Here is a 14,667-nt window from a genome sequence, read left to right as displayed (position 1 = left end):
CCCGTGCGCCGAAGGCATGGGCCATCCGGGCGACAGGACGGCCGGCCAAGGCAAGGCCGACGGATGCGAGGGCCGAGCGCAGCCGTTGGGTTCGCCTTCGTATCGGCGGGTGAGGCCAGGTATCTGCTCGGCAAAGGTCCGCCGAGGGCAGGCAGTCTCCCTGCAGGAGAACCGGCGAACTCTCAAGGACAACACCACGTGCTGGCCGGCGGTCGGAAGATCGCGAGGAAACAGCAGGTACAACCCGTGCACTCGCACTGACCACAGTCCACAGCTTGGGCAGGATGCCCCGCCCATCGTGGACCGGGCCTCCACGCCTCGACGCCGATAGTGCAACTGGCGCCCCGCAGCAAGGAGCCCGGCTCCAAATTTGGTCCTGTCTTGGCAACAAGAATCAAGCTTGGCATCTGCGCTCTGCTGGCCATCTTTGAGTTGCTGAAATCCCAGCAGACGCGGAAGGTGGCACGGGCCCTCGCTCAGCAAGGCGGTGCCCTCCAACGCGTTGAGAACCACCACCAGCGCCTCACCCCGCTGGAACGCCACCCGCTTGCGCTCCCGCAGCTCGACGTGGCGCCCGGTGATCGCCACCACCCGCTCCTCCAGGCCCGCCTTGCGCAGCCCTCGCGCGATTCACACGGCTACCTCTTCGATCGACTTCACGAACCACATCGGCACCACGACTTGCCGGCCCTGACGCACTTGCTTTACCACGATGTCCGCCACGTACGGGGCCTTCACCAACGACGCCTTCTGCACCTTGCGCAGCGCCTCGACGCGGTAGGACCCCGGGTCGAGGTCGGAGAATACAGCCAGGCCCTCGGAGCGGCGGAACTCCTCCCAGGCCCGCTCGTAGCGCACCCGGTCCGGCTCCGACAGCTGGATGGGCACGACGTCGCGTTCCTGCTCGGGCAGATCCAGGTCCGACGCCGTCGCCGCGGAGCCCACCCCCGACTCGTAGAGCAGGGCCCTGAGACGGCTCACATCCGCGCGGTTGAAGCGGTGGTACCAGCGCCCCCGCCGGTCGTTGTTCAGCCGCATGCCCAGTTCCTTGAGCCACAGGCGGTAGTCGGCCCCCTCGGCAGGGGCTTGCACACCGGCCGCGTGGGCGATCAGCCTGGCCAGGTAGGCGCTAACCTCCGGCTCGGAGAACGGCGTGGCCGACGCCCACATGGCGAACGCGTGCCCGCCGTCGCTGCGAGCCAGCAGGCGCTGGAGGGTGCGGGTCCTTCTCGATTCGAAGTTGGCGAGCATGTGGCACTCGTCGACGATGACCGTGTCCCAGTCGACCCGCGGTACGCCCTCGTAGGCGACGAGCTTCGCCGCTCCGTCTGTTGGCATCCGGTGCAGGTCGGCGTCAGGGTGGCGCAGCAGCCGCCACAGGCGTTCGGGGTTGATCACCACCCACCGGTGGCGGCTGGTGGCGAAGCGGTCGATGGCCGCCCGCCAGGCCGGGACCATGGGCAGGCGCGTCACCACCAGGATTTTCTGCGGTGTCTGCCCCGCTGCCGCACAGACCGCCCTGACGGCCATCGGCGTCTTCCCGGATCCTGTCGGCAGAGCCCACAGATAGCCGGGAGCTTTCTCACGCCGCGCGGACAGCAGCCTTGCGACCTGATTTTGCTGATACTCACGCAGGGGCGGAACGGTTCCCGCAAGAGGGGGCGGAGGGAGGGGTTGATGGTTGATCTCGCCCTGCACGTACCGCTCCCACGAGTGGGGCGGGGCCTCGAACGGGGTGAGCCCGCGCGGTAGGCCTCGCCCCGCCTGAGCCGGATACACGTCGACCAGCCACTTCCGGTCGTGCACCACCCCGGCGAAGGACCCGCAGAAGTCGGAGGACAAGACGAACTGCTGTCCTGCCGCGCGGACCGGTTCGGGCGCGCCTGCGGCAATGTTGAAAGCGGCCTGCAGATAATTCTGTCCCGAGATATGCGCCTGCTGTCGGGCAGCGCTCTTCCGGGCGTGATCTGCGGTCATTGCAACGTCCTCGGTCCGGGCCGTTCGCGGAGATCCGGTGATCCGCGGGTGGCCTGACTGATAGCACGCTGCGGGAAATAGAGCTGCGTCGTGTTGATGCAAGGCACCTTCGGATCCATGCACGTACGTTGCGGTCACGGGTCGGAACGTACGGATCCTGCGGCTTCACGAGCCGAGGAAACACCATACGCGCTATGGCACGTTAAGTGAAACTGTCGCTACTAAGAGTGACTTTCAGTTCATAGCCATTGCGGCGCCCACGGTGCCGATGGGGGACCCAGCGGAAGTAGATCGGCCCGGCACCCGGCAATCCGGCCCTTGGCCGGCTGGTGCTGCACCTGGCGGGGTCAGCCGGCCAAGATGGTCATGGCGCGCCCGATGATCTCCAGAAGGAGGGCGGTGGGCACGAGCCAGTTGGTGATCGTCTGGCTGGCGGTGGGTGGCGGGGCGGGGCTGTCGGACGAGGGGAGCTTGTCCGCAGGCTCGTTGAGCATGTGCGTGGTCCTGTTCGGGTTCTGGCTGTCTCGGGGGTGGTGGGGCCCGGCCCGGCCTGGTGCCGGGCCCCGAGGCGGTTCAGCGAGCGGTGTAGAGCAGGCGCGGGTGATGGTCCGCGAGGTGGGGGATGAGGGCGGGAGGTGTCGCCAGGCCGGGGCGTGGGGCCCACAGCCCCGACCGGGTGAGGCCAAGTCCCGATTCGGCGCGCTCCGGCACGGGACGTGCGACAGGGGCAGGGGTGGTGGGGTTGGTGGCGAGCACCAGGGCGAGGAACAGGCCGGTGGAGCGGTTGCTGAGAGCTTCGGCCGAGTCCAGGAGCCGGTGGTGCTCGGCGAGGGGCAGGGAAAGCGCGACCGAGCACGCCTGCCCGGCCAGGGGTAGCGAGATCGTGACGCAGACCCCCTCGTCGCTGTACTCGAGAACGTCGAAGTAGGGGCTCTGCGGGCCGTATCGGTCGATGGTGTCGATCAGCCGGTCGGCATTGGTGATGGTTCTGGGAGTCAGGGGCTTGGGGCGGTGCCGGGAGAGCAAGTCGGCTCGTTCGGCGGGGGGTAGCTGGGAGAGCAGGCTTTTGCCGACGGCACTGGCGTGCGGTGTCTCTTTGAAGTCGACGGTCACGGTGACCTGGGGGGCCTGCGGGCCCGAGGCGCTGGGGGGGATGAGGATCTCCCCGTCGGTGTAGGTGCTGAGGTAGATCGCCGCGCCGGTGTCGGCACACAGCTGGTCAAGGACACCCTGCAGAATGGAGTTGCCGCGCGCGATCTCGACCAGAAGGGGGCCGGGACCATACGTGTGCGCGTCCAGGCGGCGGCCGAGACTGTTGTCGGCCAGCCACGACAGGAGCTCGGCTGCTCCACGAGGGGTGATCCCCGCGGTTCGGGCGACGGTCGGGATGTCGGCGGATCCGGTCTCGCGGATGAGATGGAGGACGTCCAGGACCCGAAGAGAGTCCTCCCATGCCGCCGGAGCGTGACCGCTCTGGTCGAAGGCCTCTCCGGGCCTGCCCGGCGGTGGCGTCCATCCCTTCGGCGGCTGAGGCCGTACCGGCGGGGCGCCCGTCTCGCGGCCCGAGCCGGCCGGTGCGGCCGTCGCGTCTTCAGCCGGTTCGGGGCCGCCGCGCAGGCCGTTCGCCGCCGCAGCGGGCTGGCCGGGAACGGAGGCGTCCTCACGCGAGTTGTCCGGGGTCAGGGATGTGCTGGTGAGCTCCTGGAGGGCCTCGGCCAGACGCGGGGTCGCCAGCACGATCACGCCCAGGTCCTCGTGCTCGTGGCGTTTGGCATGGCGGGTGGCCTGGTGCAGCTTCTGGCGTAGCTCTGCGGACGGGAGCGGCTGGTCACGCCAGCCGCGACCGGTGGGGCCCTCCGGCCGCGGGGTCAGGGCCGAGTGGAGCCGCTCGCGCCACAGCTCCGCGTCGCGGAGTTCGGCGCGTCGCTTGTGGTCGAGCATCAAGAGGTAGGCGGCCTCGTGCTCCCCCGCGCCAGCGGCGAACTCCCACCAGAAGGAGGCGGCTTCGTCACGGACCAAGTGAAGGAGACAGCCGAAGGCCACCGCGCCGCTGGTGGTCAGGCCGAAGTCCTCAGCGAGCAGACCGATGTCGAGACCAGACTGGGGGTCGAGCACAACGCTCTGGCACAGCGTGTCCAGTTCCCGCTCCGCCTCCTCGCTGGCCGTGACCCCGGGGTGCTCGGGCAGAGGCCACCGACTGGCCGCGGACACCATCAGCCGGTCGTAGGCGGCCGAGACGTCGTACCGCAGCCGGGATCCGCTGTCAGCCCCGGCGCCGGCATCAAGGGACCAGGACGTGTCCGCCTGGCTCACCACTTCCGCCTCCATCCCTCAGCGTCAAGCCGCCGCTTCAGTCGGGCCTTGGCCCGTTTGAGATTCATCCGCGCAGATTCCTCCTTGATCCCCATGAGCTCGGCCATCTCCTCGACCGGTACACCGAGCGCGTCCAGCACGAGCGCTTGCTCCTGGCGCTCGGGAAGCTCCCTGATCTCCTCAAGAAGGCTCATCAGGTTGACGATCTCCTCGCCGTGGTCCCCTACGGGCCGTTGGCCGATCTCCTCCTGCAGCCGCTCGTCGTCGACCGGGCCGATGCGGCTGCCCTCGCGGTGCAGGTCGGCGATCCGGCTCCTGAGCACCGTCCAGCCGTAGGCGGAAGGGAACTCCATCGTCGTCACCCTGGGCCACTGCTCCACCACGTACTCGAAGGTGCTGTGGACGGCGTCCTCAGCGTCGAAACGGCTGGGCAGTCTCGCGTCCGCGTACCAGAGGAACTTTTCCGCGTACCGCTCGTGGTACTCCTGGAACCTCGCGACCTGCTCCGGTGTCCAGTGATCCGGGGCCTCCGGCTGCGGCGGCACCGGCACCAGAGGCACCGAACCGTCTCGGATCACATGGGGCATGCCGACCGGTTCGGATGCCGGATGGGACAGGTGACGGCCCCAGGTGTCGCGCGTCGCGCCAGCCGGGTCATCGTGCTCGGCAGTGCCCACGTCGCTCACCAGCCCACCCCGCAACCGCCGCGTCCCTGGCACCGGTCGCTGGTGCGAACCGCTATGCGGCCGGGAGCCGGCCGAGCGATCCGTTCTGGGCCGACGGGTGGCACCGGTGGCTCGACTGCGGCCACCAGCAGCGCAGCGTTCAGCTGCACGTGTCCTCCTAGGAAGATCAAGCACCGTGGGTCCTTTCGCGGGTGCCTCTAAGAAGGACAGCGTTCGGGAGGCCTCGTTTGGGTACACGCGACCCCGAAAAAACTTCAACGCGCAAATACGGTGATCATTCGAGCGTGAATCGATCACCAAAGGAGCCGTTCCGATCGCCAAGCGCGGCGCACCGTCAGGGAGGTGATGGTGCCCGGAGCTACTTAGGCTGGCCCAAAAGGTGGCGGCCGCGCTCCTGGTGGGTGGCGCCGCTGTGTTCGCCCGTGGCGGGGTCGGGGGCGGTGACCGTCATCGTCACCTTGTACTCGAAGGTGCCTTCGCGGGGTCCGTCGGTCCGGGCCCAGGCCAGGGCGTGGATCTCCAGTCCGGGGGCCTGGCGTGCGACTGCGGCGGCAGCTTGGAGGGCGTCGGCAGGGGTGTCGCCGGTGCAGACGATCGCACCGAAGGCGGACACCTCGATGTCGCTCGTCTCCACGTCATGGAAGGAGAGACCGCCGACCACGCTGGTGGCCTGATGAAGGGTGCGGACGAGGTCCTGACCGAACGAGGGGCCGCTCAACACCTGAGGCTGGAGCGTGGCATCGGCGGCGGGGACGGAGAGGGTGTGGTGGGTCTCGGTCATGTCCGGACCGTACGGCCCCATTTCGCAGGGGTGGGCACGCAGTGTGCGTGCCTTCTTGTAACAGAGGAAGGCCCCCGCCGGCTGCCCGAGGGGCAGTACACGGGAGCCGGTGAGGGTGAAGGGGAGCGGGGGAGCGCTATTCGGCGCGGGCGGGCTCCGCAGTCTCGTAGGTGTGGTGCGCGGCATCCGCCGCGAGGAGTGCGGCGCGCAGCCGGGCGGGGGTGATGAAGGCCTCATCGGCTTCGCCGCGGGGGCGGCTGAGCCAGGCCGCGGCGAAGGTCCCGTACTGGCCGGCCGGGACAAGGAGGTCGGTGCCCCGGCCCAGCACACGTACGCCCGGGAGGCCGTCGAGGACGGCACCTGTGCCGCAGGGGATGTAGACGATGAGTTCCTGGCGCGCGTGGTCGGCGATGACGGTGTATTCGCCGTCCATCGGGAGAGCCAGCTCGTCGAGGGCCGCGAGGCCTCTTTGCAGAGGCGTGATGGCGACGGCGTCCCAGGTCCAGCCGCACGCGGCCCATACCGAGTGGCCCTTGCGGAATTCGAAGAAGACTTCGGGAGTCGGGTCGAGGAGGGCAGCCCACGGCAGGGTGCCGTTGTCGGATCGGGTCATGGACGCACCGTAGGCGGAGTACAACGGTATGTAGGCACGCAGTGTGCGTGCCAGATTCCACCGCTCTTGGGGAGCCGTGCTCATGGACACCCGCCGCATCGGAGAGAACATCGCCTGCTGGCGCGGGCGCCGCCGCCTGACCCAGACCGCGTTCGGCACGCTGATGGGCAAGAGCAAACGCTGGGTCCAGGACCTGGAGGCCGGCTCCCGCCAGGCCGACCCACGCCTCTCCGTCCTCGAAGCCGCCGCCCGCGTCCTGGCCGTCCCCCTGCCCGTCCTCCTCGCCGACACCACCTCCGACGAAACCGCCGACGCGGCGGGCGAGATGGAGGCGATCCGCGTGGCCCTGCACCGCCACGACATCGCCACCGGCACCCCCGACGCCAGCGCCCACCCGCTCGACGTGGACACCCTGCGCCGCTCCGTCCACCACGCCTGGCGCCTCTTCCAGGCCAGCGCCGCCTTCACCAGCCTCAGCGGCCGCATCCCCGCCCTCCTCACCGACGCCACCCACGCCGCCGCCCTCCACGACGGCGACGACCAGCTCACCGCCTACCGCGCCCTGTCCATGACCCTCCAGCTCACCGAAGCCCTCGCCATCAAAGCCGGAGCCACCGACATCGCCTCCCTCGCCGGCCACCGCGCCGTCCTGGCCGCCGAACGCTCCGGCGACCCCGTCATCCAGGCCTCCGCCGCCCGCCACCTCACCGACGCACTCACCGCCGACGAACAGCCCCACGCAGCCGCCGCCTTCGCACAGGCAGCAGCCACCCGCCTCACCCCCGACCTCACCGGCCGCGGGGCCGTCGGCCTGTCCACCCTCGGCATGCTCTACCTCAAGGCCGCCATGGCCCAGGCCACCGCCGCCACCCTCACCGACCGCCGCGCACCGTCCGCCGCCCGCCAGGTCCCCGACCTCCTCGCCCAGGCGGACGAACACGCCCGCCAGCTCCCGCCCGACGCGGACGGCAACGCCCTCTTCACCGCCTTCAACACCACGAACGTCTCCCTCTACCGGCTCGCCGCCCACGTCAAGCTCTACGAAGGCGAAGCCGGCGCCGCAGTCGCCCAGGCCATCACCGCCGACCAACGCGCCGCCCTCCCGCGCGAGCGCCGCGCCCACCTCCTGACCGACCTCGCCCACGCCTACACCCAGGCCGGGAACCGACAGAAGGCCGTCGACACCCTCCTGGACGCCGAACGCGAAGCCCCCGAGGAAGTCCTCGGCCGCCCCCGCACCCACCAACTCGTCGAGGACCTCCGCCTTCTGGGCGCAGGGAGCGCCGAGGGGCGGTTGCGCGCGCTCGCCGAGCGCTGTGGACTACCCGGGTGACCCGAACCCTGTACGTCATCTCCTGCGCCGCACCACCCGCCCGCCACGTCACCACCGGCATCAAGGCCGCCCAGGCCCGAGGCTGGGACGTCGCCCTCGTCCTCACTCCCGCCGCCCACCGATGGTCGGTCGAAGAAGCCGGCGGCGACAGCGAGCTCGACGCCTGGCGAGCGCTGACCGGACACCCGGTCCGCCACACCTACAAACTCCCCTCCCAATCCGACGTCCTGCCCGACCCCGACGCCCTCCTCGTCGCCCCCGCCACCTTGAACACCACCACGAAGTGGGCGGCCGGCCACGCCGACACCCTCGCCCTCGGCCTCATCACCGAAGCCCTCGGCATGCCCCACCGCCCCGTCGTCGCCCTCCCCTACATCAACGCCGCCCAGGCCCAGCACCCCGCCCTCGCCCCCGCCATCGCCACCCTGCGCGGAGCAGGAGTCCGCTACCTCCTGGACGACGGCACCGGACCCGGATTCCGCCCCCACCCGCCAAAGCACGGCAACGTCGACGCCTACCCCTGGGACCTCGCCCTCGATACCCTGGACGAACCACGCACCACCTGACGCCGGCCCGGTCCACCCGCCGCGCCCCGGACAGCAGAGCCGCGGCGGTGACGCGGATCTCCACGCCTACGACGCCGGCCAGCACGTTGCCGATCACGCCCTGAGGGGACCCGCGGACCGTCGGCCCAGACCTGGCGCAGACGGCCGAGCGGCGAATTCGAGCTCCTGCTCCCGCCCGCCGGGCGGGAGCAGTGGTGGAGAGAAACGCGTGTGAGCTGGGTGTTCGTGCCGGATGTGCGCCGGCGCAGATGAGCACCTGACAAGCGGATGCGCAAGGTGAGGTCCCAGGCCGTGGCGTGTTCGACGGCCGAGGTCCGGCCCAGGGGGTCGGTCCAGGTCTTCGAGGCGCGGCTGCCCGGGAGCGGGGTGTTGCCGTCGGCGGACATGGCCGAGCGGCTGAGGGTGTAGTCCCCGCCGTACTGGATGGTCGAGGAGTACTGCGGCACGTCGGAGTGGAGCGTGGTGGCGCGAACGGCCCGGCCGAGGCCGTCATAGGCCGTAGCGGTGGAGTTCGGGACGTGGAACACGGATTCCGGGACGAAGATCTGCTTCGTCGGCGCGCCCTCGGCGTAGTAGGCGTTGTGTGTCTGGCTGACCGTGCCGTTTGCGTTGTAGAGCGTGTCCTTGATCACCCGCCCGCCGCCGAGGGCCTCGCCCTGGCTCTGGCGTGGGCGCAGCAGGCCGTCGTAGATGTCGACGGTCTGCTTGTAGGTGCCGTTGTCCTGAAGGGTGCTGCTGGTGACCGCAGGCGGCTCGTGCTCGCTGATTTGGTACGAGAAGGTGTAGGCAGCCTTGTCCGTCCCCGGCTTCTGCGACGGAGTCCATACGGCGGTCGAGCGCCCCAGGTTGTCGTAGGCGGCCGTGACCTTGCGACCGTTGATGTCCGTCTTCTCGATCGGACTGTTGCGGCCGGGATCGGCCTTCACCGTGCTGGTGTGACCCATCACGTCGGTGCCGGTCATGCTGAAGACGGGGCCAGTCGCCGGACTGTAGGCCGTCGTGACGGAATGGCCGACAGCGTCGGACACCTTGATCACGCGTCCGAGCGCGTCGTACTCAGAGCGCGCAGTCGTGACCCAGCCCGTGCTGGCAGCATCGTTGGTGTCGACCTGGGAGACCAAGCCCCTGTCCGGGGCGACGCCGAAGGCCCCCGGCGCGTCATAGGCCGTGCGGCTATCGGAGAGCAACGCCCCTGTTGCCGCCTGTGCGCAGTCGCCCGCAGTGGTGCGGACGCGCTGGGGCAAGCCGATCAGGTTCTTGGCGGTGTTGTGGACGTAGCTGGTGGTCCCGCAGATCTGGCCGGTCGTCTGCCATGCACCGGGTCCGTTGGGGCTGATGGCTTCGGCCTGGACGGTCTGCTTCAGTCCGTAGACGGGCTCGAAGGTGTTGCGTGTGCGCAGGGTCCGAGGGTGTATTGGCCGCCAGCAATCATCGTCACCCCATTGACCTCCCCCCTGCAGGGGCGGAGGGAGAGGATTTCCGCCGCCGTGCATGTGGGCCGGCCGACTAGCCGCGGTCTTGCTTCTTTCGGGTGAACAGCGCTCTGCTGTACCGGTGATCGTTTTCTCGGGCGAGCCCTACTGCATGACCGCATGTGATCGATTTGTTGTGAAGTGTGCGCCTTCTCAAGCTGCTTGAGTCGCCGTGCGGGGTGCAGAGCCGTCAGCTCGGGCGCAGTTTCTGGGGGATGGGGTTCCGTTTTCACGGGGGTGCGGTCTTGGCACACCTGTGCCCCCGCTGGTTACGGTGCGGGCTCCGGACAAAGCGAAGGTCCCGGGGGGTGCCACCCCCGGGACCGATGCGTCCGGCGCACACGAAACGACATAGGAGATTCGCGTGATCGAACGCGCTTACCAGCAGGGGGCCATCGCCGCCCTGCCGAAGACACACGACCGTACCATTCCGACTTTCCCGCAGGCTGAAACGGAAACACTCAGCATTCTTTCGGTCCGCTTCCAGTGGGGCTCCCTCCTGACAGCCGCCGGCGCGGTAGCCACCGTCATGGGCTCCGCCACTGCCGGTGTACTGCTCGCGCTGGCGCCGGCCGTGCTGACCGACGGAACGGTCGTGACGTACCTGCGTATTCGCCGCAGCTGAACCAGCAGGGCCCGGCCGTATCCCCGGCCGGGCCCTCGACGCGCGCCGGCCGCCAGCCCGCGGGACAGCAATGCCCCGTTCGGAGCGATGAGATCCGGCCAAAGCGCTATTCGGAAATTAATCCCGTAAAAGCGATCGCCCAGGGTACTCATGCTCGAATCTGCCGTGTCCCAGCCTGCCCGCCATTCCCCCGCGCCCGGCCCCATACGCCAGCCGCCAGCCGTGCGAGACAACTCACGGAGCCGCCGGCCCTACGCTCCGACCGACACCGTGACGGACGCGTCCTACGAGGCGTTCTGCTCCCGGTACCGGCCGCTCTACATCCGCTACGCCGCCGTCCGGCTCTCCAGCACCCGGTGCGGCGCACGTCTGGCCGACCACGCGCTCGACGCACTGGCCCCGTGCTGGCCCCAGGCGCTGGCCTGTGCGTCCCCGGCCGCCGCGGTGTGGGAGATGTTCACCTCCCTGATCGAGGACGCTGCCGAGCGCGGGTCCCGTTGCGGGGCTGACCTGCCCTGCCCGCAGGCCGACGCGGTCATCCTGCGCCACCGGCTCGGCCTGCCCGCCGAGACCGCCGCCGAGCTGATGGGCATCTCCGACAGCGCCTTCCGCGTCCTACACCGCGCCGCACTGCGCACGCTGTCCGCTCCGAAGTGAATTCTCCAGGCGCATATTCCACGCATTCTGCGAGGTCAGGGCCCGGGCATCGGCGTCTGCGCCCGCGTGAAAGCAGCGGCTGATTCACCTCCCGCGCATCACCGCAACATCATCGCGACCTGGTGCTGCCGTGACGAGTGGGCCTACCATGTGGCGCTACTCAACTGCCGGATCTGCGACGGGGCAGACCGGCGCCATCGGGAGCCGACCAATCCCATGATCGATGTCACCAGGCCCAGCTATGCCCGAATGTACGATTACCTCATCGGCGGTACCGACAACTATCCCAGCGACCGCCGGGCATGCGCTGAACTCCTGGACATCGCTCCCGACATGCAGCAACTGGCGCAGGCCAACCGGGCTTTCCTGGTGCGTGCGGTGCGCTATCTCGCACAGACCCATGGCGTCCGTCGTTTCCTCGACTTCGGGACCGGCCTGCCCACCCGCCCCAACGTCCACGAGGTGGCCCAAGAAGTCACTCCCACGGCCAGCGTGGTCTACATCGACAACGACCCCATGGTCTGTGCCCACGGCCGTATGGTCCTCGAAGAGGACCTGCTGACCACCGCGGTCGTCGAAGCCGACATCCGAGACCCGGAGCGTATCTTCAGCGTTCCGCGCGTGCGCCGGATCCTTGCCGACGACCGTCCAGTCGCCGCCCTCTTCGTCTCCGTCCTGCACTGCCTCACCGACGACGACGACCCCTGGCTCCTCGTCCGTGACGTCGCCGCCCGCCTCCCGGCCGGTAGCTACCTCGTCATCTCCCACATCGCCAGCGACGACGCCACCTCGCGCGAAGAGCTCAGCGCGTTCATGAAGCGCACCATCGGCAGCTGGGGCCGCGTCCGGTCCACCGCCGACATCGCCAGGTTCTTCGACGGATCAGACCTCCTCGAACACCCTGCCCCCGTCGAGGTATCCACCTGGCTCCCCGACACCGGCCTCGCGCTTCGCCCGGCCGGCGCTGACTGGATCGCCTGCGGCGGCGTCGCCCGGATCCGCTAGCGCGGGTCGACCAGCTCGGCGATCCGCGCGTCCAGGAACTTCAGAGTTTCCCTCTTGTCCCACGCGTGCTCACGCACCCGCTCCAGCGCCGCCTTGACCATCTCGCCCCTCGGCTCCCGCAGCCAGGAGCCGCCACTGCCCGCCGTGTCCGCGTACAGCATGTCCTGGCCGCCCCGGTCGCGCGGGAACTGCAACAGCGTCACCGACGCCGTCATGGGCAGGGCCTGCTCCCAGGCGGACATGGGGAACACCCGGATGTGAACCGACTTGCGGTTCTCGCACAGGTTGAGCAGGTGGCGCAGCTGCTCACGCATCACTGCCCGGCTGCCGACCGTCCGCAGCAGCACCGCTTCCTCGATGATCGCGGTGTACTGCCGGGAGCCCTCGTCGTCCAGCAGCCTCTGGCGGTCCTTGCGCAGCTGCTGGCGCTTGTGAGCGCGCTCGCGCTCCTCAGGGGTCAGGCAGACGTGCGTCATCACCGCGTCCATGTAGGACGGCACCTGCAGTACCCCCGGCACGAACACGGACTCGTAGACGGTGATCCGATCGGCCGCCCTCTCCATATACAACAGGTCGGCGAACTCACCCACGACCAGGCCGTCGTGCGCGGTCCACCATGCCGACTGGCCCTCCAGCTCCGCCACCCGGCGGCGGATCACCCGCAGCTCCTCCGGGTCGGTCACCCCGTAGAAGGCCAGGAGACCCTCGATCAGCTTCTCGTTGACGGTCACGTTCTCGTGCCCGTTCTCGATCCTGCTGAGAACCGACTGGGAACTGACCACGCCTCGCTCCACCACGTCGGCGATCTTCAGTTTCGCGGCCTTGCGAGCCGCCCTCATCCGCACGCCCAGGAGCTGACGGACCGTATGCGGAGGCGGGACCGACCCCGGAACCTCCGGAAGATCAGCCCCGCCGACAACACTCAAAGGCCGTGCGGCCACGCGCGACTCCTCGTTCACGATGGCGATCTTGCGCCAGCACACATCGTGAAGTCCCCCCGCCGCAACGGCAACCCTAGGCCCTACCGTTTCAGACAGTCATTCCATCGAACTCGCCCTTCTTCACCCCATCGATGAAGGCGACCATCTCGTCCCTCGTGAACACCAGGGCCGGCCCCGACGGGAACCGCGAGTTCCTCACGCCCACCTCCCCGTCCTCGAGCCGTGCAACTTCCACGCAGTTGTCGAACGGGTCACTCGCCGAAGCCTTCCGCCACCGCACATTCAAAATCGAATCCGCCGTCATCCCGTTCCGGAACACACTCTCCACAGAAACCTGCCCTCTCCGCTTCCGAACTGCACTCTTGACCCGGCATCGCGCCCCGGCCCCACAACCACTTCACTCGAACACGATCCGAGGACCCCAGGCCCGTGAAACTTTCACGGCCCTGCACGGTGATGGCGACCCTAGCCCCCACGCCATGCCGACGCCGTCCCCCGGAGGAGCACTTCTTTCAGTACGAAAAGAATCCGAATCTAGATACCGTGCGCACCCCCGCAGCCGCAAGTGAGAGCGCCTACAAGATTGGCTGAACAGCAACACATCTTCTGGCCAATCACCCCTCGGGATCGGCCTCCCAGACACCCCCCGACGAGCCAGAATTCAAGTGCAATATGCATGCAAAAGTCGTGGACGGTTCGACGCACCACCCCACGCACCACCTCGCGCCCCACCAGACCGACCCGCATGTACGCCGGGCACACACCCCCGCCCGCCGAGCGCCCATCGGCAGAGCGAACGTCCAGAGTTCACCTGACCACGGGAGACACGGCGCGATCGTTGTATGCGAGCCGACGGTCGCCGCCTCGCAACGGGCAGGAGGGATTCATGAAGATCGACGAGACCTGGACGTGCGAGTACGACACCTCGCACCAAGGCCGTGTCAGGGTGCTCCTCGCACACGGGACCACGCCCACGCCGGTGTGCTTCGGCGCGGCGTCGGACAGCTACGGCCGGGACGTCAGGCACTGAAGCGTCTACGACGGCAGCACCCACCCACGCGCCCGAAGGCAGATGTCCTGAGGCCCGCATGCTCATGCGGCTGGACCGGGACCGCCTACCCCGTGGACTGGGAGCCAGCCGGCGAGCAGACCTTCCACGAGAGCGGGTGCAGCACCGCCGAGCACTGCGAGGAGGACTGGGACCGGCACATCAGCACTGTACGAGAGGGAACCGTTCCCCTTCCCGGCGAGCTGGAGGCGCTCCTGCGCAGCGTCAGTGCCGCGATCGAAACGCTTGCCTGGGACTCGCCGACGCCGCCATCAAGGCGGCCCTCAGCCTGGAACTCAGCGCCCAGTGAACCGCCTATGTGGCGGCCCACGACGCACGCGACCACGACGCCGCGGAGGTAGCCGCCGGCCTCGGACGCAACACCGACGACACCGCCAGACTGCTCGCACGATTCGGTGGCTGAACCTACTACGGCTGAAGGCCAGGCCCGCCTTCCCACTGCTGGCCACGGCAGAGGGCGCCGGATAAGTCGCGTCCAGAGCGCTCCGGAGCGATCTCGCGGGCTGTCCAGGAGTGCTCGGGTGCGGATTGCATGATGGCCAGGGCGGCCTCGAAGCGGGAGAGGCCGGTCAGGCAGCGGCGGTGCTAGGCCGTCTCTTCCGGATCTTGCCTGACCCGCGCCGCCCGGC

Annotated in this window: 16 protein-coding genes; 6 read left to right on the top strand and 10 right to left on the bottom strand. The window is 69.0% G+C overall.

Annotated features, from left to right (window positions below; all coding sequences use genetic code 11):
- From VR44_RS47280 to VR44_RS17755, 7 genes are all read right to left on the bottom strand, one after another.
- Window positions 1-297: transposase family protein (locus VR44_RS47280; protein WP_245691909.1), on the bottom strand; the 297-nt coding region annotated here is incomplete at its 3' end.
- Window positions 298-630: 333 nt separating this feature from the next.
- Window positions 631-1,977, bottom strand: coding sequence for a DEAD/DEAH box helicase family protein (locus tag VR44_RS17775; RefSeq protein WP_094191726.1), 1,347 nt, complete (start codon window positions 1,975-1,977; stop codon window positions 631-633).
- 347 nt (window positions 1,978-2,324) lie between these two features.
- The gene (locus VR44_RS45090) at window positions 2,325-2,471 is read right to left on the bottom strand and encodes a hypothetical protein (RefSeq protein WP_157880342.1); all 147 of its coding nucleotides are present in this window, start codon (window positions 2,469-2,471) and stop codon (window positions 2,325-2,327) included.
- A gap of 79 nt (window positions 2,472-2,550) precedes the next feature.
- Window positions 2,551-4,290, bottom strand: coding sequence for an IclR family transcriptional regulator domain-containing protein (locus VR44_RS41305; RefSeq protein ID WP_157880341.1), 1,740 nt, complete (start codon window positions 4,288-4,290; stop codon window positions 2,551-2,553).
- Window positions 4,287-4,976, bottom strand: coding sequence for a sigma-70 family RNA polymerase sigma factor (locus VR44_RS17765; RefSeq protein WP_045948495.1), 690 nt, complete (start codon window positions 4,974-4,976; stop codon window positions 4,287-4,289). Before VR44_RS17765 ends, VR44_RS41305 begins: the two co-directional genes overlap by 4 nt.
- Window positions 4,977-5,334: 358 nt before the next feature.
- Window positions 5,335-5,757: a hypothetical protein gene (locus VR44_RS17760; protein ID WP_157880340.1), complete on the bottom strand. Its 423-nt coding sequence runs from the start codon at window positions 5,755-5,757 to the stop codon at window positions 5,335-5,337.
- 136 nt (window positions 5,758-5,893) lie between these two features.
- Window positions 5,894-6,370 (bottom strand): hypothetical protein, encoded by a 477-nt coding sequence (locus VR44_RS17755; protein ID WP_157880339.1) that lies wholly within the window; start codon window positions 6,368-6,370, stop codon window positions 5,894-5,896.
- Between the two features lie 82 nt (window positions 6,371-6,452).
- On the opposite strand from VR44_RS17755, the gene VR44_RS17750 reads away from it, so the two are divergent.
- Both VR44_RS17750 and VR44_RS17745 read left to right on the top strand, forming a co-directional pair.
- Complete coding sequence (locus VR44_RS17750) at window positions 6,453-7,703, top strand: helix-turn-helix domain-containing protein (RefSeq protein ID WP_045948493.1); 1,251 nt, start codon at window positions 6,453-6,455, stop codon at window positions 7,701-7,703.
- A complete protein-coding gene (locus VR44_RS17745) occupies window positions 7,700-8,269 on the top strand; it encodes a flavoprotein (protein WP_045948492.1) in 570 nt (189 codons plus the stop codon). The genes VR44_RS17750 and VR44_RS17745 overlap by 4 nt, the downstream gene beginning before the upstream one ends.
- On the opposite strand, the gene VR44_RS17740 is transcribed toward VR44_RS17745, so the two are convergent.
- Window positions 8,218-9,762, bottom strand: coding sequence for a hypothetical protein (locus tag VR44_RS17740; protein WP_157880338.1), 1,545 nt, complete (start codon window positions 9,760-9,762; stop codon window positions 8,218-8,220). The two genes, VR44_RS17745 and VR44_RS17740, sit on opposite strands and share 52 nt — an antisense overlap.
- A gap of 343 nt (window positions 9,763-10,105) precedes the next feature.
- Here VR44_RS17740 and VR44_RS17735 point away from each other — a divergent pair, with 343 nt between their 5' ends.
- From VR44_RS17735 to VR44_RS17725, 3 genes are all read left to right on the top strand, one after another.
- The gene (locus VR44_RS17735) at window positions 10,106-10,366 is read left to right on the top strand and encodes a hypothetical protein (protein ID WP_045948490.1); all 261 of its coding nucleotides are present in this window, start codon (window positions 10,106-10,108) and stop codon (window positions 10,364-10,366) included.
- Window positions 10,367-10,636: 270 nt separating this feature from the next.
- Window positions 10,637-11,023, top strand: a complete 387-nt coding sequence (locus VR44_RS17730) for an RNA polymerase sigma factor sigma-70 region 4 domain-containing protein (protein ID WP_052713673.1) — start codon at window positions 10,637-10,639, stop codon at window positions 11,021-11,023.
- 216 nt (window positions 11,024-11,239) lie between these two features.
- Entirely contained in the window at window positions 11,240-12,028 is a 789-nt protein-coding gene (locus VR44_RS17725; protein WP_045948489.1) for an SAM-dependent methyltransferase, read from the top strand.
- Here VR44_RS17725 and VR44_RS17720 read toward each other — a convergent pair.
- A complete protein-coding gene (locus VR44_RS17720; protein WP_157880337.1) occupies window positions 12,025-12,867 on the bottom strand; it encodes a helix-turn-helix domain-containing protein in 843 nt (280 codons plus the stop codon). The genes VR44_RS17725 and VR44_RS17720 overlap by 4 nt on opposite strands.
- Window positions 12,868-13,057: 190 nt before the next feature.
- Window positions 13,058-13,273 (bottom strand): DUF397 domain-containing protein, encoded by a 216-nt coding sequence (locus tag VR44_RS17715; RefSeq protein ID WP_045948487.1) that lies wholly within the window; start codon window positions 13,271-13,273, stop codon window positions 13,058-13,060.
- 582 nt (window positions 13,274-13,855) lie between these two features.
- Between VR44_RS17715 and VR44_RS45085 the strand changes: the two genes are divergently transcribed.
- Window positions 13,856-13,999 carry a hypothetical protein gene (locus VR44_RS45085; protein ID WP_157880336.1) on the top strand — a complete coding sequence of 48 codons (144 nt, stop codon included), beginning with the start codon at window positions 13,856-13,858 and terminating at the stop codon, window positions 13,997-13,999.
- The last annotated feature ends 668 nt before the right edge of the window (window positions 14,000-14,667 follow it).

This window comes from Streptomyces katrae (assembly GCF_000966975.1).
GTDB lineage: Bacteria > Actinomycetota > Actinomycetes > Streptomycetales > Streptomycetaceae > Streptomyces > Streptomyces katrae.
This window is presented reverse-complemented; position numbering and strand designations above follow the sequence as displayed.